Source organism: Sphingopyxis macrogoltabida, from assembly GCF_001314325.1.
Classification (GTDB): Bacteria; Pseudomonadota; Alphaproteobacteria; order Sphingomonadales; family Sphingomonadaceae; genus Sphingopyxis; species Sphingopyxis macrogoltabida.
The window spans coordinates 3,411,124-3,433,964 of sequence record NZ_CP009429.1; the positions used below are offsets into that span (position 1 = coordinate 3,411,124).

Here is a 22,841-nt window from a genome sequence, read left to right on the forward strand (position 1 = left end):
GGACCCTGCTTATGCTCCGCCGCCTTCGCACCCTGCCGCTGCTCGTCCTCGGCGCTGCCTCGCTCTCGGCGTGCGTCAGTCTGGGCGGCAAGACGCCACCCTTCCTGCTGACCCTCGATGCTGCGGCCGCTCCCGTCGCCGGCGAAGCGCGCACGGCCAGCGAAGCCGCGACGCTGACGATCCTGATCCCGACCGCGCCGCAGAAATTGCGCACGGTGCGCATTCCGGTGCAGCAGGACAATGCCAGCATTGCCTATGTGAAGGATGCGCAATGGGTCGAGGCGCCGCCGCGCCTGTTCCAGCGCCTCGTGTCCGAAACCGTCGCCGCGCGCACCTCGCGCGTCGTGCTCGACGAAGGGCAATATCTGACCGCGCCGGGCGACCAGCTCGCCGGGCAGCTCATGGAATTCGGCGTCGACGCAGCGACGAACGAGGCGGTCGTCGTCTATCAGGCGATGCTCGTCAACGCGGGCGGCAAGAGCGTTACCCAGCGCCGCTTCGAGGCGCGCGAACCGATCGGGAGCAAGGTCGAAGCGAAACCGGTCGGCGAGGCGCTCACCGCGGCGGCGAACAAGGTCGCGGTCGATATCGCGGGTTGGCTCGGCAGCTAAGGCCGGCGCTCAGGCGCCGGCATGGCCGAGCGGCAGGCTCGACGTGCGCTTGACCTCGCTCATCACGACGCTCGACGTCACCTCCCCCACCGCGGGAAGCTGCGAGAGCGTTTCGTAGAAGAATTTCTCGTAATAGCCGATGTCGGGGACGATGACCTTGAGCAGCACGTCGATCCCGCCAAGCAGGATATAGCATTCGAGGATTTCGGGAATTTCCTGCACCTGCTGCCGGAACGCCGAGGTCGCCTGCGGGTCGTGGGCAACGAGCTTGACCGTCGCGAATATCTCGATGGTCAGGCCCAGCGCGGCAGGATCGACCAGCCATGTCTGGCGCCGGAGCACGCCCCTTTCCTTGAGCGCCCGGACACGCCTCCAGCAGGGCGGCGGGGTCATTCCGAGCTTGTCGGCAAGCTCGGCGATCGAAAGGCCGCCATCCTCCTGCAACAGTGAAATGATTCGGCGATCAATCGAATCCAAGGTCATATATTTTATCACAATTGCCAGTATGAGGTATTATAATTACCTCGATTGACGATTTATCGCAATCATCCTGAATGAAATTACCCGCCTCTCCTGCGACATTCGTTGGCAGGAGGAAGCGATGTTTCACCACCATCCGTCATTCGACCGGCACAAGCTGGTCACCGCGCGCCACGACGATGCGTCGGGCCTGTCGGCAATCATCGCCGTCCACGACGACAGCCGCGGCCCGGCGATCGGCGGGTGCCGGATCAGTCCCTATGCGACGCCCGATGCCGCGCTCAACGACGTCCTCCGCCTGTCGCGAGGCATGACTTACAAGACCGCGATCGCCGACATCCCATACGGCGGGGGTAAGGCGGTGATCATCGCCGATCCGCGCACCGACAAGACCCGCGCCCTGCTCGAAGCAATGGGCGATTTCGTCGAGAGCCTTGATGGCACCTATATCACCTCGTTCGATTCGGGTTCGACGCTCGACGATGTCAGGACCATCGGCACGCGGACGCGCTTTTCCGCGGGCACCCTGCCCGAAGCTGGTGACGCGTCGCAGTCAACCGCCGAGGGGGTTTTTGTCTGCATGCGCGCCGCGGCGGAACTGGCCCTCGGCCGCCCGACGCTGGGGGGGGTGCCGTGTCGCGGTGCAGGGGGTCGGCAATGTCGGCGGACGGCTTGTCCGGCTGCTCGCCGATGCCGGGGCGCAAATCTGGGTCGCCGATGCGAACGAGAATCTGGCGCGCGAGGTGGCGGAGGAGACCGGCGCGTCGCTTTGCGGCATCGACGACGTGCACCGGATCGACGCCGATATCTTCTCCCCCAACGCGCTTGGTGCGATCCTCAACGAAAGCAGCATCACCGAACTCAAGGCGAAGGTCGTAGTCGGCGGCGCCAACAACCAGCTCGCGACACCCGACGACGACCTCCGGCTGCGCGCAGCGGGGATCGCCTATTGCCCCGACTTCCTCGCCAACGCAGGCGGGATCGTCAATCTCCACTACCAGCGCTCGACATGGTCGCCCGCCCGGCTCGCCGAACATATCGAAGGGCTGGCCGCGACGTTTCGCGAAATTTTCGAAACCGCTGCCAAATCCGGTGCGGGCACGGGTGCGGTCGCCAATGCCATTGCCGAGGATCGCATTCGCGCCGCCGGGGGCCGGCGGTGACGGCGCACATCATCCGCGAATATTATGCGCGCATCGACCGCTGCGACACCGACTGGGTCGTCGACCTGTTCGATGACGACGCGGTCTATGAACGCGCCGAGACCGTCTATACGGGGCGTCCGGCAATCGCCCGTTTCTTTCGCGAGGAGCGCCAGATCCGCGGCGTCCATCATATCGAAGCGCTGGTCGCCAACGATGACGGTGATCTGGTCGTCGCCATCGGCCGTTTCGACGGCGCCGGCGCCGCGGGGGACGTGCGCAACATAGGCTTCGCCGATATGTGGCAATTCGGCGATGGCGGACGCATCCATCTCCGCCGCACCTTCCTTGCTCGCGGCAGCGACTACGTCCGCCAGTAAAGCCCTATCCCGCCAGGCTCTTGCTCGCCTGTTCAGTCACGTCGCGTGATAGCCCCGGCTGGGCAAGAATGCGTTCGAGTTCCGCACGCATCATCGCCCCCCGCGCTTCGTCGAAGCGCTTCCAGCGGCCGAGCGGCGGGATCATCTTCGCCGCGGTCTGCGGATTCTTGGGATCCAGCGCGATGACGAGGTCGGCGATCAGCCGGTAGCCCGCGCCGTCGGCCTGATGGAACGCCGCCTGATTGCCGCTGAACGCGCCATAGAGCGAGCGCACGCGATTGGGGTTCGCCAGCGTGAAGTCAGGATGCTGCGCGAGGGCTTTCACCGCATCGACGGTGTCGGGGCGTAGCGACCAGGCCTGCACCTGGAACCATTTGTCGAGCACGAGCGGATTGTCGCGATAGCGCTGGTAGAAGATGTCGAGCGCATGGGCGCGCTCGTCGCTGTCGCCATGCGCCAGCGTCGCGAGCGCGGCCTGCCGCTCGGTCATCCCGTCGGCGCCGGAGAAAATCCCGAACGCCAGTGCCGGGACGTCGTCCTGCCCCGTTGCCGCGAGATAGGCGAGCGCGACGCCGCGGAGGCGCCGGCCGCCCTTGGCCTTGCTCGACAGGTCGGTCGCGGGCGGTGCGGCGCCCGCGAGAACGGCGCGCCATTCGCTCTCAAGCGCGACGCCGATCGCCGCCTGCAGCGCCAGCCGCTCGCGCCGGATCGCGTCGGGATCGACCGTCACCATCTGATCGCCGATGAACGCCTCGCTGGGCAGCAGCACCGCTTCGGCGACGAAGGCCGGATCGGCTGCCGCGCCCGCGAGCGTCTGCGCGACGGCATCGATGACCGCCTGCGTATCGCCCGTATCGCCCGAGGCCGCAGCGACGAGCGTATCGAGCATCAGTTGCTGGAGCGCCTCGTACCGCGCGAACGGGTCATCGTCGTGCGCGGCAAGCCAGGCAAGTTCGCCCGGCGCGCGCTCGAAATCAACGATCACGGGAGCGGAGAAGCCGCGGTTGACCGACAGCGCCGGCCGCGATGCGAAGCGGCCGAGCGGCACCCGCTGCGCCGCGCCACTCAGCGTCACCAGCGTGTCGGGCAGCGTAGCGCCGCTGCCGTCCATCGCAAAGGCGGCAAGCCGCAGCGGCATCATCATCGGCGCCTTGTCGGGCTGCCCCGGGGTCGGGGGCACGGCCTGCCTGATGTCGAGCGACCAGTCGTCGCCGTCCTGCGCCAGCGTCAGCGACAGCCGCGGCGTGCCCGCCTGCTCGTACCAGCGGCGGAACTGCTTAAGGTCGATATCGCCGCCCTCCTCCATCGCGCGGACGAAATCCTCGCAGGTCGCCGCTTCGCCGTCGTGACGATCGAAATAGAGGTCAGTGCCCTTGCGAAAGCGCTCGGGCCCGAGCAGCGTCGCCATCATGCGAATGATCTCGGCGCCCTTGTTGTAGATGGTCGCAGTGTAGAAGTTCGAGATTTCCTGATAGCTGTCGGGACGGATGGGGTGCGCGAGCGGCCCCGCGTCCTCGGGAAATTGCGCGGCGCGGAGCAGGCGGACGTCCTCGATCCGCTTCACCGGCGGCGACCCCATGTCGGCCGAGAAATTCTGGTCGCGAAAGACGGTGAAGCCTTCCTTCAGGCTGAGCTGGAACCAGTCGCGGCAGGTGACGCGATTGCCCGACCAGTTGTGGAAATATTCGTGCGCGACGACGCCCTCAACCCCGTCGAAATCAACATCGGTCGCGGTGTCGGGATCGGCGAGGATATAGCGGGTGTTGAAGATGTTGAGCCCTTTGTTCTCCATCGCCCCCATGTTGAAATCGCTGACCGCGACGATGTTGAACAGGTCGAGGTCATATTCGCGGCCATAGACGCGCTCGTCCCACGCCATGCTGTCCTGCAGCGCCTTCATCGCATGCCCGGTGCGCGCTTCATCGCCCTTGCGGACCCAGATGCCGAGTTCGACCTCGCGCCCCGACATCGTCGTGAAGCTGTCGCGGTTGACGACCAGGTCGCCCGCGACGAGTGCGAAGAGATAGGAGGGTTTCGGCCACGGATCTTCCCAGAGCGCCCAGTGGTCGTTCCCCGCTTCGCCCTGCTCGACGCAATTGCCGTTCGACAGCAGGATCGGGAAAGTCGCCTTGTCGCCCGTCATCCGCACCTTGTAGCGGCTCAGCACATCGGGCCGGTCGGGGTGGAAGGTGATGCGGCGAAATCCCTCTGCCTCGCACTGGGTACAAAGCATGTTGTTCGAAGCATAGAGGCCCATGAGCTGGGTGTTCGACGCGGGTGCGATCACCGTATCGACCTCGACCACCGCCGCCGTGCGGTCGCCAAGGTCGACGATCAGGTCGCTGCCGTCCATCCGCCAGTCGTTCCACACCGCACCGTCGACGCGCACCTCGGCTGCGGTCAAGCCGTCGCCGCGCAGGAGCAGGGGCGCGGGGGCAGCCGCATGGCGGACGACCGAAAGCGCGGCGCTGACCTTCGTCTGTTCGACGCCCAGCGCGAAATCGAGCGCGATGTCGGGAATTTGCCATTCGAGCGGGGCGTAATCGCCGCGATGAATGGTGACGGGGATGGCGGGCGTGGAAGAGAGGTCGGTCATGCGAACGATCTAGGCATGGCGCCGCCGACGCGCAATAAGGCGCGCGATGGCACATATGCTGATTTTCGGAATGGGTTACGCGGCGAGCCACCTTGCGGGGCGGTTGCAGGCGCGCGGCTGGGAAGTGCTCGGCACGACGCGCGACGGACGCGGCGACACGATCGCTTTCGCGGACGAGACGGCGGTCCTGATCGCGCTGCGCGACGCGACGCACATCTTGTCGTCGGTCCCGCCGGTCGACGGTATCGATCCGGTCCTCGCACGCTATGGCGAAGCGATCGCCCTCTCTCCCGCCGGCTGGACCGGTTATCTGTCTTCAACGGGCGTCTATGGCGATGCGGGCGGTGCCTGGGTCGACGAAAGCGCGCCGGTCAAGGGCCGCCGCCCCGATCGCAACGCCGCCGACGCTGCATGGGGAGGGCTGCGCAGCGATGTCCGCGTCTTCCGCCTGCCCGGCATCTACGGCCCCGGCCGTTCGATCCTCGACCGGATCGGCGAGGGCCGCGCGCACCGCATCGCCCTGCCCGGCCAGGTCTTTAGCCGCGTCCATGTCGACGATATCGCGGGCGGCGTCATGGCGTCGTTCCGAGGGCCGGCAGGCGTGTATAATCTCGCCGACGACGAACCATGCCATCAGAACCGGCTCGTCGAATGGGGTTGCGCGATGCTCGGCGTGCCGGTGCCGCCGCTCCAGACTTTGGACGAAGCCGGCCTGTCGCCCGCCGCCCGCGCCTTCTATGCCGAAAACCGCCGCGTCGCCAACGGCAAGGCGAAGCGGCTGCTGGGGTGGGCGCCGAAGTATCCGACGTTTCGCGAAGGGCTGGCAGCCTGCCGCTAGAGCAGCACGTCGACCGTATGGATCAGCACGCCAACGAGGCCGCCGACGAGCGTGCCGTTGATGCGGATATATTGGAGGTCGTCGCCGACGGCATTTTCGAGCCGGTCGGTGATCGTCTTGGCATCCCAGCCGCGGATCGTGTCCGACACCAGTTTGAGCGCGGTTTCGCCATAGCTGTCGACCATGCCGACCACGGCGCGGCGCGCATAGCGGTTGAGCGTGCGCTTGATCGCGGCATCCTCGCCCAGCATGCTACCGAACTGGGTGACAAGTTCGCCGATGCGGCCCGCGAGCATCGTATCGGGGTTGCGCGCCGCCTTGAGCAGCGCGGTACGGCCCTGCTCCCAAAGCCCATCGAGCCAGCGCTTCACCGCCTTGTTCTCGAGCAACTCGTCGCGCACCTTGGCGACCTTGGCCTGCACCTCGGGATCGTGCTGGAGGTCGAGCGCCATCTTCGCGAGCCCTTCCTCGACGCGGATACGCAGCGGGTGCGTTTCGTCGACCGCCATTTCGCTGAGCAGCTTCGACAACCCTGCGACGATGCGGTTCGAAATGCTCTCGTCGAGCCCGGTGAAGCGAACGATCGCATTGCTGTTGTCGTGGACCATCTGGTGAATCAGATGTTCGTTGAGTTCGAGCGTCTTGGACCCCCATTTGACCATCGCGTCGAGCAGCGGCTGATGCCGCCCCTCGGCAAGCGCAGCCTGCAGGGCCTGCCCCAGCAAGGGTGCGACGTCGAGTTCGCGAAGGCGGTCGGCGATCGCCGATTTCACCATCCCGCCAAGCCGCTGCTGGTCGAGCGCGCCGAGCCCGTCGGCGATGATCCGCGACGCGCCAAGCCGCAACCGCCCGCCGCCCTCACCCGGTTCGGAGAGGAATTTGCCGACCGCGCCCGCGACGTCGACCGTCTGCATCTTGCGTGCGATCAGCCGCGGCAGCAGGAAATTGGTAAGCAGGAAGCGTGCGAGCGTGTCGCCGATGCGGTTCTTGTTGCGCGGCACGATGGCGGTGTGCGGGATCGGCAGCCCCATCGGATGCCGGAACAGCGCCGTCACCGCAAACCAGTCGGCGAGCCCGCCGACCATCGCCGCCTCGGCAAAGGCGCGGACGAAGCCGATCGCCGGGTGGACGTCCTGATAATATTTCGCGCCGACGAAGACGAACGCCATGACGACCAGCATGCCCGTCGCAACGACGCGGATGTTGAACCCGCCGGTCGGCACGGCAACGCCCATGCCGAGGGGGCGTGCGCCAAGGTCTTCCGAAGAATTGCTTTCCGTCATCACCGTTCAAATGGCGGCTTGGCGCAAAGGTTGCAACCGGCGCGGCCTCCATCCGGGCCGCGCCGCGTCATTCGGCCGGATGCGGCGCGGGCGCCGAGTGCGGCTTCGTATCGTCGCCGGGTTTGTACGTCAGCAGGTTGCGCGCAAAGAAACCGCCAAGTCGCTTCTCGACGCTGTCGGCAAGACTGAATCCGGCGGGAACGATCAGCAGCGTCAATATCGTCGACAGGACAAGTCCGCCGATGACGACGACGCCCATGGGCGCGCGGAACGCTCCGTCGCCCGACAGGGACAGTGCCGTCGGCACCATGCCCGCGACCATCGCGATCGTCGTCATAACAATCGGCTGCGCGCGCTTGCGGCCTGCATCGAGTAGGGCCTCCATCTTGCCGACCCCTTGATCCATCTCCTCGATCGCGAAGTCGACGAGCAGGATCGAGTTTTTGGCGACGATGCCGAGCAGCATCAGCAAGCCGATATAGACGGGGATCGAGACCGCCATGCCGGCGACAAGCAACCCCAGCAGGCCGCCGAGCGGCGCCAGCAGCAGCGACGACATGTTGACGAGCGGCGACACAAAGCGGCGATAGAGCAGCACCAGCGTCGAGAAGACGAGCATCAGGCCCGCCACCACCGCGATGATGAAATTCTTGATCAGCTCGCCCTGCCATTTGGCTTCGCCCTGAACGATCTTGCGGACGCCCTGCGGCATGGTTTTCACCGCGGGCAGTGCGTCGATCTTTTGCTGGGCGTTGCCCGTCACCAATCCCGGCGCCAGATCGGCACCGATCACGATGCGCCGCGTCTGGTTGTAGCGGCGCAGTTCGGTGGGGCCGGCGCCAAAGCCGATCTCCGCCACCGATTTGAGCGGTACCGTCACGCCGCGCGACGTCGGTACGGGCAAATTCTCGATCGTCGACAGGCTGCGCCGCGAATCCTCCGAGAGCAGCACGCGGATCGGAATCTGGCGATCGGAAAGCGAGAATTTCGCTGCATTCTGGTCGATATCGCCGAGTGTCGCGATGCGGATCGTCTGGCTGAGCGCCGCCGTCGTCACCCCGAGATCGGCGGCGAGATCGAGGCGCGGCGTCACGATGATTTCGGGGCGCGGAATATCGCCCTCGATCCGCGGCGAACGGATTTCCTTGAGCCCGCGCATTTCGCCGACGATTTTCATGGCATGTTTTTCGAGCGCAACCGGATCGTCGCCGCCGATCACCATGGTGATGTCGCGTCCGGAAAAACCGCTCGACTGGCTCTGGAAACTTACCCGGGCGTCGGGAATCGCCGCCATCTTCGGTTGCAGCGCACGTTCCCATTCGACGCTCGTCACCTCGCGCTTTTTCTTGAGCGTGATATAGACGCCGCCGCCGCCGACGTTGACGTCATAGAAGGCATTTTCGACATTCTTGTCGCCCGACAGGATCGTGTTGATCTGGTCGGAGATATGCTCGCTCTGCGCCAGCGTCGAACCCGGCGGCAGCTCATATTTGACCTGACTATAGTCGCTGTTGATCGTCGGCTGAAACTGCTGCGGCAGCACCGCGAACAGGATGATGCTCGTGACGAAGGCGGCCCCGCCGATACCAACGATCCAGACGCGATGGTCGTACAGTCGCGCCCAGGCGCGCTGGACCATGAACTTCGCCCAATTGGTGAAGGCGAACCGGCGCACGCCGATCTTCCATGCCAGCGCCCCAAGCAGGATCGCGAGCAGGCTGGTCAGCAGGAAAGTAACGATCGCTATCGCCGGCGTCTGCAGCAGGAAGTGCAGCGCCGTGTTCGGGCGGCTTCCCCCCGGGGGAACCGGCTGGAAATAGGAGACGATCGAGAAGACGACCGTCAGCGCCGCGAGCAGCAGCGGAACGAAAAGGAAGACGAGCCGGGTCTGCACCGCCTCGAAACGCTCGCGCACGGCCTTGTGTTTGCTGTTGTCGAGCGTCCACGCGAGGACGCGCTCGTACCGGTCGATCCATGGCCCTTCGGCGTGCGCCTGCTCGCCCTGCGCGGACAGGAAATAGGCGGCGATCATCGGCGTGATCATGCGCGCGACGGCAAGGCTCATCAGCACCGCGAAGACGACGGTCATGCCGAACTGGATGAAGAACTGGCCCGAAATGCCCGGCATCAACGCGACCGGAAGGAAGACCGCGACGATCGACATCGTCGTGGCGACGACCGCGAGCCCGATCTCGTCGGCGGCGTCGATCGACGCCTGATAGGCGGTCTTGCCCATCCGCATATGTCTGACGATATTCTCGATCTCGACGATCGCATCGTCGACGAGCACCCCGGCGACGAGGCTGAGCGCGAGCAGCGACAGGGCGTTCAGCGAAAAGCCCATCATGTCCATGAACCAGAAGGTCGGAATGGCGGACAAGGGGATCGCGAGCGCACTGATCAACGTCGCGCGCCAGTCGCGCAGGAAGAGGAAGACGACGACGACCGCCAGCACCGCACCCTCGACCATCGCCGCCATCGAGCTGCGATATTGTTCCTTGGTATAGTCGGTGCGGGTGAAGAGGATCTTGAAATCGACCTTCGGGTTGTTCTTGGTGATCTCGGCGAGCTTCTTCATCGTCTCATCATGGATCGTGACGTCCGACGAGCCCTTTGCCTTTTCGATCGCAAAGCTCAGCACCTGCTTGCCGCGGATCTTCGCGAGATTGCGCTGCTCGGCATAGCCGTCGGTCACCTTGGCCACATCCGCCAGACGAATGGTCCGCCCATTGCCGATCGAGATGCGCGTCTCGCCGAGCTGGAAGGCGCTCGCCGCATTGCCGAGCACGCGGACCGCCTGCTCGGCGCCCGCGATCTCGGTGCGGCCGCCAGCAGCGTTGAGGTTCACCTGGCGCAATTCCTGGTTCACCTGGCTTGCGGTCAGGCCATAGCTCTGCATTCGTGCGGGATCGAGGATGACGCGGATTTCACGATCGACCCCGCCCGAACGGCTGACCTTCGCCATGCCGGGGATCGAGAGCAGTTCCTTCGCCACCGTATTGTCGACGAACCACGACAGCTGTTCGAGCGTCATGTCGGTCGCCTCGACCGCGAAATAGGTAATCGGTCCGCCCGCGGCGTCGACGCGCACGACCTGCGGCTCGAGAATGCCTTCGGGCAGCTCGCTGCGAATTTGCTGAACCGCCTGATTGACGTCGTTATAGGCGCGATCGATCGGGGTCCCGATCGCGAACTGGATCATCGTCGAGCTGCTGCCCTCGTTGACGTAGGACGACATTTCGTCGACGCCGCTGACGCCGCGAACCGCGGCCTCGATACGCTGTGTCACCTGCGTTTCGAGCTCGGTCGGCGCCGCGCCGGGCTGCGCCACCATGACCTGCACCAGCGGAAATTCGACGTCGGGCTGGTCGTTCACGTCCATCCGGTTGAAGCTGACGACCCCCGCCAGCAGCAACAGCACGAAGAGGACGATCGGCGGCACCGGATTGCGGATGCACCAGGCGGAAATATTGCGAAAGCTCATGATATAAACGCCTTTGTGCGCACCATCCGGATTATTGCGACGCCTTCTGAATCACCGGCTTCACCTTGTCGCCGACGTTCAGGAACGCGCCCGCCAGCACAACGACCTTTTCGTTTCCGGTCAGGCCCGACGCGATCGACACGCCGCTGTCGCTGACGGTGCCGACCTTGATCGCGCGCTGTTCGATCTTGTCGTCCTTGCCAACGATCAGCACATAATTGCCGTCGGCCCGGCTGTGGACCGCACTTTCGGGCAGCAACGGCGCCTCGGCGGTGCCCGCCACCAGCCGCGCATCGGCAAAGCCGCCCGGCCGCAGCGAACTGCTGTACGGGATCGCGATGCGGACCATGCCCTGGCGCGTGTCGGTGTTGACGACGGGGGAAACCTGCCACACCTGCCCGGCAATCTGCAGGCTGGTTCCGACCGGGGTGACGGTCGCGCGCGTTCCCGCAGCGACGCGCTGCAGATCGGCCTCGGCCATCTGCGCGAGCATTTCCATTTCGCCGCCCTTGGCCATGCGGAACAGCACGCCGCTGCCCGCGCCGACGATCTGGCCCGGCTCGACCTGCCGCGTCAGCACAAGCCCCGCAGCCGGCGCCACGATGTTGAGCCGACCGTTGCGCGCGACCGCTTCCTGATATTGCGCCTGCGCGACACGGACACGCGCGTTGGCGGCATCGCGCGTCGCGCGCTTGCGGTCCATGTCGGCCTTGGAAATGAAGCCGCGTCCGACCAGCGCTTCGGCGCGTTCGAGTTCGGCCTGTGCGAGATTCGCATCGGCTTGCGCGACGCGGATCGATGCGGAGAGACCCGCCGCCTGCTGCGTCTGCACCGACCGGTCGATGATCGCCAGCGTCTGCCCCGCGCCGACCCACTGGCCCGGCTCGACGAGTACGCGCACGACTTCGCCGCCCTCGCCCGCGACGCCGACCGGCATCTCGCGGCGCGCCGCAATCGTGCCGTTGGCGGAAATCGCGGCCTCGACCGAAACGCGTCCCGGGATCACCACCGTGACGCTGGGCGCATTCGTCGTAGCAGCCTCGTCCCCCGCAGTCGCGGCGCCATCGCCCATGCCCTGCTTGAACCCGTACCAGGCCGCCACGAGCACCAGCGCGACCAGCACGAGCGCGACGATCAGCCGCGTCCGCTTGCGGCGATTGTCCGCATCGTCGTAAAAGCTTTGGGTCGACCCCGTCAGGCTGTCCATCACATCCACTTTCCGCTCGTAGTTCACGCCGAATTCCCAATCTGCCGTTCGTGGCAGCCGACACGACGATCGCCCGACAGCGATCCGCCCCCAGTCCGCACGACCCAGTTTCGTCGAGGTGTATTATCTAATTAAATCACCCGTGACAAGGGGGAAACAACGCCGCTTCGCCCGCAATCCGGCTGCGCCTCATAGCCGCCGGACCCGGCGATTTCCAAAGAAAAAGGGCGCCCCGCCGATGCGGGCCGCCCTTTTGCTGCCGGTCCGAAATGGACCGGAACAGGCGTTTCGTCAGCGCACGCGACCGCGCCGGACGAGGTTTACGATGGCGAGCAGGATCACCGCGCCGATGAAAGCGGTGAGCAAGGTCATCGGGTCAAAGGCGTCGCCGCGCAAATGTCCGCCGCCGAGGAAGCGCCCGAACAGGAAGCGTCCGAGGATCGATCCGATACAGCCGACGATGATGTTGAGGAAAATACCCTGCTGTGCGTCGGTACGCATCACGATGCTGGCCAGCCAGCCGATCACACCACCCATGATGATTGCGATAATGAAGTCCATAATATTGACCCCCTACGATCGTTTCCATCGCCTGCCTTCGCAGACGCTATGTTGGTAACCCAAATATTTGAAATCGCCTAGCAGAATGGCGGCGGCGCCGAATGGAGCCGCCGCCCTCCCGTCAGCGCACGCTGCCGCGGCGCACCAGGTTGATGATGCCGAGCAGCACCACTGCACCGATAAAGGCCCAGAGCAGGCCGACCGGACTGAAGGCATCGAGGCTGGCACCCATGCCGAACATGCCGCCGAGAATGTTGCCGAGGAACGCGCCGACGATGCCGACGACGACGTTCAGGATGATCCCCTGCTGCGCGTCGGTGCGCATGACGATGCTGGCCAGCCAGCCGATGACGCCGCCGACGATCAAAGTGATAATCAGACCCATGTTATTCCCTTCCTCAACCGGCCGAGCAGATGCCGAAACGCCGGCAAAAAATGCGAACGCCTCATCGCGTCCGGACATCGTTTCAACGATGCTGCTAAAATGCGAAGGGGGTACGAAAGGTTCCCGGCCGGCCCCGAAAGGCGCGGCCGGGAAAGTAGGATCAGTTCCCGATCTGGAACTGTTCCGGGTCGCAAGGCGGGAATAGCGGCGCGCCAGCGGACGCGGTGTGAGATGCGTCACAGGACCTGATATTTTTCGAATAGTGTGTCGCGCTGGCGAAAGCCCGCGGCCCGCCGCAACTAGCGTTCCGAAATCGCAGCCTGGACCTTCTTTTCGCCGGCGACCCTTTTCCTTTGGCCCCCGCGATGCCACATGGCGCGCATGAGCGAAGAAAAGCCCTGGCCCGACACGATCCGCGCCGGCGACTGCGAGCAGCACGAGCCGCTCGTCCGGCGCGTGCTCGCACCCAACCCGTCGCCCTATACCTTTACCGGCACCCAGACGTGGATTGTCGGGGCGGGCGCCGACGTCGCGGTGATCGATCCCGGCCCCACCGGCAGCGGCATGAGCATCGGCGATCCGCCCGACGCGAACGGCGCCGGCCATGTCGACGCGATCCTGCGCGCGGTTGCGGGGCAGCGCGTCGCCGCGATCCTTTGCACCCATACCCACCGCGATCATTCGCCCGCCGCCGCGCCGCTCAAGGAAGCGACCGGCGCGCCGATCATCGGCTGCGCGCCGCTGGTCCTGACCGACGATGGCCCGCGCGCCGATTCGGCCTTCGATCCGGACTATGCGCCCGACCGCGTGCTTGGCGACGGTGAACGGATATCGGGCGACGGCTGGACGATCGAGGCGGTCGCCACGCCCGGCCACACGTCGAACCATCTTTGTTTCGCGCTGCCCGAAAGCCGCGCGCTGTTCACCGGCGACCATGTCATGGCGTGGTCGACCAGCGTCGTCAGTCCGCCCGACGGCGACATGGCGGCCTATATGGCGAGCCTCGCAAAACTCTACGATCGCGACGACCGCGTCTATTATCCGGCGCACGGGCCCGCGGTAACGAAGCCGAAACAGCTTGTTCGCGGCATGCTCGGCCACCGCAGGCAACGCGAACGCCAGATCCTGCGCGAGCTGGAAAAGGGCACGGCTGTGATACCGGTCATGGTGCAGCATATGTACAAGGGCCTAGACCCCCGCCTGACCGGCGCCGCCGGTCGTTCGGTGCTCGCCCATCTGCTCGATCTCGAAGCGCGCGGCATCGTGCGTACCGAGAACGAAGAATGGGAACTTGCCTGAATGCTTTTGCCGATCCTGATCGCTGCCGCCCAGCCGGTTGCCGCACCCGCATCCGGCCCGGTCGTCGTCGCCCTCGTCGCAGGCGATGGCGAAGCGCGCTGCCTGCCCGACCGCAGCCTCTGCCTCGAACTGCCCGGCGAAGGAAAGGACGAAGGCGGACGCGAGCTGCGCATCTCCTCGCCCGGATCGGGCGACGATACCGGCACGATATCATTGCCGCTGCCTTACGGGGCAGACGGCAAGGGTGTGAGCCTATGGCCGAACATCATCCCCGTCCCGAGCACGAACGAAGACGCTGCGCAGCCCGCAGCAGAATTCCTCGTCGGCGTAATCGAGGAGGAGCGCGCCATGTATTCGGGCGGCGGCGGATCGGGCGGGAGGCTCCATCTGCTCCGCGTCGGCGTGGCGCCGCACGCAGCGGGCCTCGTCGAGGTACTCGACACTGTCTGGGACAGCTCGCTGATGATCCGCGCCTGCTTTTCGGAGCAGGATATGAAAAACCGGCTCGAAGCCTGCCATGACGAATATAGCTTCACCGGCGCGCTGGCCGCGGCGGCGCCCGATGGCGGCGAACTGCCTGCGCTCACCCTCCGCACGGCCGCGACCGCCTATCCGCAGACGTCGCGCCGGACCGAGGACAACAGCAATATCAAGCTGAAGAAGAGCGACCTTACGCACTGGAAGGATCCCGAATGCAGCTACACGCGTTTGCTGCATTATAACCCCGCGACGGCGCGATACGAAATGGATCGCCCGGCGCCCGATTGCTCGGTCTATACAACGCCATGACATCATCTTCTTCCTCGCCCCGTATCCTCTCGCGCCTCATCCTGCTCGCCGCAGCGCTGATAATGCTGCTCGCCGTCTGGTGGGCGGTCGCGGCGTGGCGCGACTGGCAGAAGGGCTATGATCCCGAAACCGTGGTCGCGGCGAGCCTGCAGGGCCTGCAGGAGCAGAATATCCTCGTGCCCTTCACCGCGCGCTACGTCGCGGTGGTGACCTCGACGCAGAGCCGGCTCGGCCTCAGCGCGAAGAAGACGCTGATCATGCCGGGCACGGTGCGCTACGAACTCGACCTCGGCAAGCTGAAGCAGTCCGACCTCGACTGGGATGCCGCGACCAACGCGCTGACCGTCACGCTGCCGCCGCTCCGGCTCGCGGGTCCCGAGATCGATATCGACGCGATCAGCGAGTTTCGCGACGGCGAAATCCTGCTGGCGCTGACCGATGCCGAACGGACGCTCGACGCCGCAAACCGCAAGCGCGCGCAGGAAGAGTTGATCAAGCAGGCCAAGGGCACGACGCCGATGCGGCTCGCGCAGGGTGCGGCGAGGACCGCGGTCGAACAAAGCTTCGCGATGCCGCTCAAGGCGGCGGGGATCGACGCGAAGGTGACGGCACGCTTCGCCGCGACTCCGGGCGGCTAAGAAGCCGCTTTCCGCTTTTTCGCGGCTGCGCTATCCTCCGCCTCGGGGTCGGACAGGGGGAAAAGGCATGGCTACGACCGCAGGAGGCGCGGTACGCGCCGAGCTATTCTGGCATCGCATGGCGATCGGCCTCGCGATCTTCATCGTCTTCGGCTTTCTCCAGTTCGCCCTGCGCGGCTTCGTCGATCCGGTCGCGGCGCCGTTCTGGGTGCATGCGCACGGCATCGCGATGCTCGCATGGCTCGGATTGCTGATCGTCCAGCCGACGCTCGTCTCGCGCGACAATCTGCCGCTGCACCGCAAGCTCGGATGGGCCGGGGCCGCGCTGGCGCTGGCGATCACCGCGCTCGGCGTCTTCACCGGCGTCGCATCGCTGGTACTGAACCGGTTTCCGCCCTTCTTCTCGCCGCCCTATTTCCTGGCCCTGACCACCATCGAGGCGCTGGCATTCGGGGCGATGGTCTGGGCTGCCGTGCGCCGCCGCCATACCACCGCGTGGCACCGGCGGCTGATGATCGGCGCGACTATTATCATTCTTGAACCGGCGCTGGGCCGCCTCCTGCCAATGCCGCTGATGGTCGGCTGGTCCGACATCCCGGTCGGCCTCATCCAGCTTGCGGTCGTCGGCATCATCGCGCTTTACGATCGCCGCACACTCGGCCGCATCCACCCGGCAACCAAGGCGATCGCGGCGGTTGTCATCCTCGTACGCGCCACCATCTATCTGCTTGCGTTGACGCCCCCCGTCATCGCGCTTGCGGAAAGACTGGCCGGCGGCTGACGCGGCGAATTGCCCTGCCGCAGGTCGCCGTGTAGAGGGGGCGCCAAAGGCACCAGACAAGGATAAGCCATGACTGCTCCCGTTCGCGAGAATCTCTCCGGCCTCGACCTGCGCGCCGAAATCGACCGCCTCCGCAAGGAGCGCAACGCCGTCATCCTCGCGCATTATTATCAGAAGCCCGAGATTCAGGATCTCGCCGATTTCGTCGGCGACAGCCTCGAACTGTCGCGCAAGGCGGCCGACACCGACGCCGACGTCATCGCGTTCTGCGGGGTCAAGTTCATGGCCGAGACGGCGAAGATCCTCAGCCCGCAGAAGACGGTGATCCTGCCCGACATGGATGCCGGGTGCAGTCTCGAGGACAGTTGCCCGCCCGAACAGTTCAAACGCTTCCGCGAAGCACATCCCGACCATATTGCGCTGACCTACATCAACTGCTCGGCGGCGGTGAAGGCGCTCTCCGATGTCATCGTCACCTCGTCGAGCGCCGAAACGATCATCAGCCAGATCCCGCCCGAACAGAAGATCATCTTCGGTCCCGACCGCCATCTCGGCGGCTATCTCAACCGCAAGTTCGGGCGCGAGATGCTGCTGTGGCCGGGCGTGTGCATCGTCCACGAGGCGTTCAGCGAGACCGAGCTCTTGAAGCTGAAGGCGCAGCACCCGGACGCGCCGGTCGCCGCGCACCCCGAATGCCCGCCGCACATCATCGACCACGCCGATTATGTCGGCTCGACGAGCGGCATATTGCAGTTCGCGAAGAGCTTTCCCGGCGACACGCTGATCGTCGCGACTGAGCCGCACATCATCCACCAGATGGAACTCGCGCTGCCCGGGAAGACGTTCATTGGCGCGCCCGGGGCCGACGGCAACTGCAACTGCAACATCTGCCCGTATATGGCGCTCAACACGATGGAAAAGCTGTACATCGCGCTGCGCGACCTCGAACCTCGGATCGAGATGGAGGAAGGGCTGCGCCTCGCCGCGCGCAAGAGCCTCGACCGCATGCTCGAAATGGCGTCGGGGACGATCGGCAAGGGCGATCTCGGCAAGCGATAGGCGGTCCGGCCCTGCTGCCGGTTGCCTTCGGGCAAAAAAGCCATAGGTTCCAACGACCGGGGCCCGAGTCCCGCCGCTCCGGCGGGCGCCTGATGGCGGTTGCTTGCGCCCCCGAAGGAGGTAGGTCGCATGGCTCAAGACTGGCTGGCTGATGTCCGCAAATATGCCGCCGACGCCGATGAAAAGGTGGTCGCGGCAATCGTCAAATATCTGGGCATCGCGCTCAGAAAGGTCGATTCCTCGCTCGTTTCCTTTACCGACAAGAAGGAAACCGACCGGGTTCGGGAGAATTTCCTCAAAAAGAAGCTCGGCCTGACGCACGATGACGCGACGCTCGACGCCGCGATTGCCGGGGTCGGCGAGCGAATGAAGGGCGATCGGACCAAGAACCGCGTTACCGTCTATTATCTGCTCGCCGAACATTTCGGGCTCCTGACGCTGTTCGGCGGGGTCGCGGGCGCCGCTGCCGGCGCCGCAGGGCTTGCCGGAGCGGCCGGCGCTGCTGCGGGCCTGGCCGGATCGCCGAAGGGTGACGGCGGCGGCGTAGACACCAATGGCGGCGCCAAGGCGGACGACCCCGCCCCGGCACTCGACGCGCCGCTTGCGGCTGCCGCGCTGGGTGCGGCCGGAGCGGCGGCGGCGACTCCTGCCGCCGCGGCGCCACCGCCCGCGCCGGAGCCTGTGCCGCCTCCCCCGCCTCCCCCGCCTCCACCACCGCCGCCCTCCGCAGCGCCGGCCACGCCGCAGGCCGCCTATTCGGCGCCCGAGGAGACTCCCGGCGGCGGCGGCATGGGCTGGCTGCCGTGGCTGCTGCTTGCGCTGCTCCTGCTTGCGCTGATCTTCTTCGGCATGCGCTATTGCTCGAAACAGGAAGCGCCCGTCACGCCGACCGGCGACGCCATCGCGATCAGCGAAACCGCGACGCCCTCGGCCGGCGACGCCATACCGGCTCCCGCCGCGGCGATTCCCGAGGGCGCGGGCGTGATCGCGGCGGAGCGCGAAGGCAAGCCGATGCTGACGGTCTATTTCGACACCGGCAAATCGGTGGTGTCGAACGACCTGTCGACCGCGGCAGCGGCGGTGAAGACCTATCTCGAAGGCAATCCTGCGGCGACGCTCGCCGTATCGGGCTATAACGATCCGACGGGCAACGCCGCCGCCAATGCCGAACTGTCGAAGAACCGCGCGCAGAGCGTCAAGGCGGCGCTCGAAAAGCTGGGCATCGCCGCCGACAAGGTGGTGCTCGAAAAACCCGCCGAGACGACGACGACCGGGACCGACAATGCCGCGGCGCGCCGCGTCGAGGTGACCGTCAAGGGTTAGTCGGTCCTTCGGACGAAATGGAAGCGGAGCCTTCGGGCTCCGCTTTTTTTGCGCCGCCGGTCTCCTTCGAGTCGCTGTCGTCCCGATGTCGAAAAGCGGCCGGTGCGACTCGCGGCCACCGCAAAGTTGGCGCATTTCGAATCCGAAAATGTTGCGCCGCTGTTACAAAAATGCTGCGCAGCAAAGGCTTGTTGCTAATGCCGGACTTATCCACAAGCGCGACGGTTTGGGCGCCGCATTGCGATGCTTTTTTGTTGGCGGCCCCGCGGCTTCATGTCAGCTTCAAATCATCGGACGACAGAGACGTCGACCCGCCGGGACATTAAGGGTGGTTGCAAGACTAGCCGGAAGAGAACGGATCGGACTGACGAGGAAATCGAACGATAGCTTGATCACGGAACGCAGCGATTCCCACGAGTTGAGGCGGACCCGATCGAGTACAGGAAGACAGCCCATCGCTTGGACAGCGATTGCTTCGGCAGACGCAAGAAGAGATGATGAAGAGTTTTCCAGGTGCGGCCGGCCCCCGAAAGGGGGCCGACCAAACCGTCGCCGGACTGTTACGGCGCGTGCGAAGACGCATCGTTTTGCGGGCTGCTGATCGCAAGAACAGCGGACCGGGATGAGGCGGATCGCCGCCACTGGAGCAAGACCGGATAGTGGGGGTTGGCAGCGATGCCGGCCCCCATTTCGTATGCGCTCCGCTCGCGGTGGCCGCGCGTCTGGCCGCCCACGACGGCGGCTCGGCAGCTTTCGGCCGATTGCAGTCGTTCCTCGCGAATGGCACGCTGAATGGATGGGTCGCCGAACTCCAATCCGATTCGCCGTCAAGCCCGAGAGCGAGATGGAAGCCGTTGCTTATGTCCGCGAACGGGGATTTGAACCTAGCGAGATCGAGCGTGACGAACACGGCTTTGTCTACCTAGTGTTTTCTCCGCTACCGGACAGCCAATGCCGCACTTTGGCGCAGGCGCTGCCAATCCATCTAAGTGCGAAGATTGGCTTCGCGATGAATGGCGCGCCACCGTTTACAACGCCCGACCAAAATGACCGCTAACCGACCGCTTTATGCCGTTCAGATCAGAAATTTCTCTTCCCACTAGCGGACGCCGTAAATGGTAGGCTACCGCCCGCCATCAGGAGAGCCTATTACGCATGAAAATTCGGAAGATCATTGGCCGATGGACAAAACGCGAGGAGAGCGCTCTCAGCCATCAGTTTCACGGCAAGTCTGCCGATGATCGGTTCCGTGGGTTGCGACGATCCGAGCGAAATGAAGCGAAGCTATTTATTTTGGCGTTTGCTCCGGCGATTTTGACCACACCCTTCATCGGGAAGTGGTCCGATGCCTCATTTTTAGGCAAATCTATTATGGTGGCATCCGGTCTTTGGATGATCGGGGTTCTCTTGGTTGGAGGATATCTGTTGTTCAGGTCTATCTATCGGACAACACACAAATGATCTGACCGAAAGCTGCCATTCCCCTCCCCATCCCAAACCAAACACACACCGACAAGGCAGCACGGGAGAAGCGAGTGGACGCGCCACTCCCTTCCCCCGCCCCTGCCGCCGACCTCACCGGGGACGAAGGTCGGCGTCGAAACTCCGGAAATTCAGTCGCCCGATTTTTCCGTTTCGGCGATCGCCTTGTCCAGATCGGCCGCCACCTTGGCGCGCATCGTGTCGGACATCGCTCCGTCGCTTTGGCGGAGATTGTCGCGCGCCTTCTTCAGCGCCGAAAGCCGCGCCGCCTTGCCGCCGGGCCCATCCGCGCAGGCGATCATCACAAAACGGCTGCGCTTGCCGCCGTCGCTTTCCTCGCGGTCGACTGCCGGCGGGGCGCTGCCGTCGCCGCAGCGGGCGATCGCCATCGCCTGCCCGCGTACCGGCGCCCATCCGGCGGCAGGCATCGGCGGCATCGGCGGCATCGGGGGGAGCGGCGCCAGTGCGGTGCGGAAGCGCGCCTTGCGCTTCGCCTCCAGCTTGTCGGCGATCGCCTCGGCGCGGGTGCCGGTGATGCCCTGTTCCTTCAGTGTCGCGACGATATCGCTGCGCGACAGGCCGCCCGGCATCGCGAATTCCAGATGACGGACGCCCGTCGCGCCCCTGTCCCCGGTGCTGCCCCTGTCGCCGGTGCTGTTGCTGTCGTCGCCGCTTTCGCGGATCGTGACGCGCCGTACCTCTCGCTTCGAACCATCGTCGGACGTCCAGACCTGTTCGGTCACGCCGTCCTTGCCCGAGGTGACGAGCATCACCCCGTGCGGCGCATCGGGCGCCGCCGGGGCCTCGGGCGGCAACGGCGCATCGGGCGGCAGCGGAGCTGCGGGCGGTGGCGGGGGTGCCGGGGGTTCGGGCATGTCCACGGACTGCACGCTCGCGCTCGCGATCCCGGCGGGGACGAGGGTCGCCGTCGTCGCAAGGACGCCGAGCGCCACGCCGCCGACGAGCAGCCGTCCCGCGAGACCGCGCCGTTTCGAGATATCCTGTCGCATCAACATCGTCAGCCTCTCCTGCAGATTGTCGTGCACCGCCATCGGCGCAGCTAGCGACAGCCGCGCGCCCACCGCCGCCTTGGCGATCGCCGTGGCATAGCGGGCGGTGCGTATGTCGCGCGGCGCCGCGTCGGCCCCACAACCCACCATGGTCAGCACCCGCGCGTCGCACGCCGCTTCCTGGTCGAAGCGGAAGGCGCGGAGCGCGCGCCAGGCGAAGGGATTGAACCATTGCGCCGCGAGCAGCACCAGCGCAGCCGCATTCGCCCACAGGTCGCCGTGACGGTGGTGGGTCAGTTCATGGTCGATCGCGAGCGCGCGTTCCTCGGCGGCATAGCGCGCGAAGAAATCGCGCGGCACCGCAACATAAGGACGGAGCAGGCCGAAAGCGACCGGGCCGTCGACGGCCTCGCTCATGACCAGCCGGACCTTGCCGACCGCTTCGAGTTCGACCCCGCCGCGCAGCACTGCCGCCCGAAAACGGTGGTGCGCCAGCAGCGCGCTGACCAGCACCGCGACCGCCCCCGCCGCCCACAGAGCGAACAGCAGCGGCACGGCATCGGCCATCGACCAGACTGGCGCATCGGCCGCCGAAACGACGGTGGTCACCGGCGCGACCGTGGCGAGCAGCGCCGTGTCGACCGGCACCGTCACGACGGGATCCGCGAACGGCAGCGGCGGCAGGATCAGGCGCAGCGCCGGAACCAGCCACAGCGCATAGGTCAGCCGCGGTCCGAAATGGCGCGCGAAGGGTTTGCGGACGATCAGCACCGCCAGCACGAGGATGGCGGTGGCGAACATCGTGTCGCCCCAGGCCTGCATCAGCACTGCGGCGCTCATGACTTGAGCTTCCGGAGCAACGCCTCGATTTCGGCGATATCGGTGTCGGTCAGCGCCTCGCGCTCGGCGAGATGCGCGATCATCGGGCTGACGCGCCCCCCGAACAGCCGGTCGACGAAGCGCTGCGATTCCTCGCCCACCGCGTCGGCGCGTTCGACCGCGGGGCGATAGAGATAGCGCCGGCCGTCGGCCTCCGCGGTGACGGCGCCTTTCTGGACCAGCCGCGCGAGCAGCGTCTTGACCGTCGCCTGCGTCCAGCCATTGACCTTGCCGATGCGCGTGGTGAGTTCGGCGGCGGTCTGCGGATTATCATCCCACAGCGCCGACAGCACCTGCATTTCCGACTCGCTTGCCCGTTCCGCCATATCGAAAACCCCTCCGTCCGGCGTCGCCTCGCAACGCGACTACAAATGTAGTCAATGGCCTGAACGGCGGATGAATGATAGCGCGATCGAAGGTGTCGGAATATTTGACAAGCCGGAGCGGCGGTAAGATTTTGCTAACCAGCGTGTCCTGCCGGAATCCGTGTCCGCCCCAAACTGGCACGGCAATTGTATGGTATGAGATGTTCCCGAGTGTTCCGCTCAAGCGAGCGGCGGGGGACATCGGTCTGGTCCCTGATGTCCCCTGCCCTCACCGGGAAATCCCCACTT

The 22,841-nt window shown here is 65.6% G+C and carries 21 protein-coding genes and 1 pseudogene; 13 read left to right on the forward strand and 9 right to left on the reverse strand.

Translation table 11 applies throughout. The annotated features are described in order from the left end of the window. Window positions 1-11: 11 nt before the first annotated feature. Window positions 12-611, forward strand: a complete 600-nt coding sequence (locus LH19_RS16760) for an ABC-type transport auxiliary lipoprotein family protein (protein ID WP_054730476.1) — start codon at window positions 12-14, stop codon at window positions 609-611. Between the two features lie 9 nt (window positions 612-620). Here the strand turns inward: LH19_RS16760 and LH19_RS16765 are convergent, their stop codons facing one another. Continuing rightward, on the reverse strand, window positions 621-1,094 hold the full coding sequence (locus LH19_RS16765) for an Lrp/AsnC family transcriptional regulator (RefSeq protein WP_054730479.1): 474 nt from the start codon (window positions 1,092-1,094) through the stop codon (window positions 621-623). A 118-nt stretch (window positions 1,095-1,212) separates the two neighbouring features. On the opposite strand from LH19_RS16765, the pseudogene LH19_RS29885 reads away from it, so the two are divergent. From LH19_RS29885 to LH19_RS16775, 3 genes and pseudogenes are all read left to right on the forward strand, one after another. Beyond that, window positions 1,213-1,542 (forward strand): annotated as a pseudogene (locus LH19_RS29885) (Glu/Leu/Phe/Val dehydrogenase dimerization domain-containing protein); the annotation flags it as partial. Window positions 1,543-1,732: 190 nt separating this feature from the next. Then, complete coding sequence (locus LH19_RS29245; protein ID WP_201258365.1) at window positions 1,733-2,254, forward strand: Rossmann-fold NAD(P)-binding domain-containing protein; 522 nt, start codon at window positions 1,733-1,735, stop codon at window positions 2,252-2,254. Next, window positions 2,251-2,613, forward strand: coding sequence for a nuclear transport factor 2 family protein (locus tag LH19_RS16775; protein ID WP_054730482.1), 363 nt, complete (start codon window positions 2,251-2,253; stop codon window positions 2,611-2,613). Before LH19_RS29245 ends, LH19_RS16775 begins: the two co-directional genes overlap by 4 nt. Before the next feature lie 4 nt (window positions 2,614-2,617). Here LH19_RS16775 and pepN read toward each other — a convergent pair whose 3' ends face one another. Next, on the reverse strand, window positions 2,618-5,209 hold the full coding sequence (gene pepN / locus LH19_RS16780; RefSeq protein WP_054730485.1) for an aminopeptidase N: 2,592 nt from the start codon (window positions 5,207-5,209) through the stop codon (window positions 2,618-2,620). Window positions 5,210-5,255: 46 nt separating this feature from the next. Between pepN and LH19_RS16785 the strand changes: the two genes are divergently transcribed. Then, on the forward strand, window positions 5,256-6,047 hold the full coding sequence (locus tag LH19_RS16785) for a Rossmann-fold NAD(P)-binding domain-containing protein (RefSeq protein WP_054730489.1): 792 nt from the start codon (window positions 5,256-5,258) through the stop codon (window positions 6,045-6,047). Here LH19_RS16785 and LH19_RS16790 read toward each other — a convergent pair. The 5 genes from LH19_RS16790 to LH19_RS16810 all read right to left on the reverse strand — a co-directional run bounded on the left by LH19_RS16790 (window position 6,044) and on the right by LH19_RS16810 (window position 12,967). Next, complete coding sequence (locus LH19_RS16790) at window positions 6,044-7,282, reverse strand: DUF445 domain-containing protein (RefSeq protein ID WP_054733716.1); 1,239 nt, start codon at window positions 7,280-7,282, stop codon at window positions 6,044-6,046. The genes LH19_RS16785 and LH19_RS16790 overlap by 4 nt on opposite strands. 115 nt (window positions 7,283-7,397) lie before the next feature. Then, window positions 7,398-10,814, reverse strand: coding sequence for an efflux RND transporter permease subunit (locus LH19_RS16795; RefSeq protein ID WP_054730493.1), 3,417 nt, complete (start codon window positions 10,812-10,814; stop codon window positions 7,398-7,400). Between the two features lie 31 nt (window positions 10,815-10,845). Then, window positions 10,846-12,048, reverse strand: a complete 1,203-nt coding sequence (locus tag LH19_RS16800; protein ID WP_407696664.1) for an efflux RND transporter periplasmic adaptor subunit — start codon at window positions 12,046-12,048, stop codon at window positions 10,846-10,848. A 264-nt stretch (window positions 12,049-12,312) separates the two neighbouring features. Further along, complete coding sequence (locus LH19_RS16805; protein ID WP_054730500.1) at window positions 12,313-12,582, reverse strand: GlsB/YeaQ/YmgE family stress response membrane protein; 270 nt, start codon at window positions 12,580-12,582, stop codon at window positions 12,313-12,315. Between the two features lie 121 nt (window positions 12,583-12,703). After that, complete coding sequence (locus LH19_RS16810) at window positions 12,704-12,967, reverse strand: GlsB/YeaQ/YmgE family stress response membrane protein (protein ID WP_054730503.1); 264 nt, start codon at window positions 12,965-12,967, stop codon at window positions 12,704-12,706. A gap of 381 nt (window positions 12,968-13,348) precedes the next feature. On the opposite strand from LH19_RS16810, the gene LH19_RS16815 reads away from it, so the two are divergent. The 8 genes from LH19_RS16815 to LH19_RS28750 all read left to right on the forward strand — a co-directional run bounded on the left by LH19_RS16815 (window position 13,349) and on the right by LH19_RS28750 (window position 20,317). Further along, window positions 13,349-14,266 (forward strand): MBL fold metallo-hydrolase, encoded by a 918-nt coding sequence (locus LH19_RS16815; protein WP_054733719.1) that lies wholly within the window; start codon window positions 13,349-13,351, stop codon window positions 14,264-14,266. Then, the gene (locus LH19_RS16820; protein ID WP_054730506.1) at window positions 14,267-15,055 is read left to right on the forward strand and encodes a hypothetical protein; all 789 of its coding nucleotides are present in this window, start codon (window positions 14,267-14,269) and stop codon (window positions 15,053-15,055) included. Further along, window positions 15,052-15,693 (forward strand): DUF4230 domain-containing protein, encoded by a 642-nt coding sequence (locus tag LH19_RS16825; protein ID WP_054730509.1) that lies wholly within the window; start codon window positions 15,052-15,054, stop codon window positions 15,691-15,693. The genes LH19_RS16820 and LH19_RS16825 overlap by 4 nt, the downstream gene beginning before the upstream one ends. A gap of 67 nt (window positions 15,694-15,760) precedes the next feature. Then, window positions 15,761-16,474 carry a hypothetical protein gene (locus LH19_RS16830; protein WP_054730512.1) on the forward strand — a complete coding sequence of 238 codons (714 nt, stop codon included), beginning with the start codon at window positions 15,761-15,763 and terminating at the stop codon, window positions 16,472-16,474. A 69-nt stretch (window positions 16,475-16,543) separates the two neighbouring features. Beyond that, entirely contained in the window at window positions 16,544-17,533 is a 990-nt protein-coding gene (gene nadA / locus LH19_RS16835; protein WP_054586943.1) for a quinolinate synthase NadA, read from the forward strand. Between the two features lie 129 nt (window positions 17,534-17,662). Continuing rightward, a complete protein-coding gene (locus tag LH19_RS29250) occupies window positions 17,663-18,856 on the forward strand; it encodes a DUF2853 family protein (RefSeq protein WP_082395814.1) in 1,194 nt (397 codons plus the stop codon). A gap of 844 nt (window positions 18,857-19,700) precedes the next feature. After that, complete coding sequence (locus tag LH19_RS28100; protein ID WP_234715954.1) at window positions 19,701-19,913, forward strand: hypothetical protein; 213 nt, start codon at window positions 19,701-19,703, stop codon at window positions 19,911-19,913. A 98-nt stretch (window positions 19,914-20,011) separates the two neighbouring features. Further along, entirely contained in the window at window positions 20,012-20,317 is a 306-nt protein-coding gene (locus tag LH19_RS28750) for a hypothetical protein (RefSeq protein WP_145923500.1), read from the forward strand. 152 nt (window positions 20,318-20,469) lie between these two features. Here the strand turns inward: LH19_RS28750 and LH19_RS16845 are convergent, their stop codons facing one another. Together LH19_RS16845 and LH19_RS16850 are read right to left on the reverse strand one after the other, a co-directional pair. Continuing rightward, window positions 20,470-22,188, reverse strand: a complete 1,719-nt coding sequence (locus tag LH19_RS16845) for a M56 family metallopeptidase (protein ID WP_054730514.1) — start codon at window positions 22,186-22,188, stop codon at window positions 20,470-20,472. Then, on the reverse strand, window positions 22,185-22,553 hold the full coding sequence (locus tag LH19_RS16850) for a BlaI/MecI/CopY family transcriptional regulator (RefSeq protein ID WP_054730517.1): 369 nt from the start codon (window positions 22,551-22,553) through the stop codon (window positions 22,185-22,187). The genes LH19_RS16845 and LH19_RS16850 overlap by 4 nt, the downstream gene beginning before the upstream one ends. Between the last annotated feature and the right edge of the window lie 288 nt (window positions 22,554-22,841).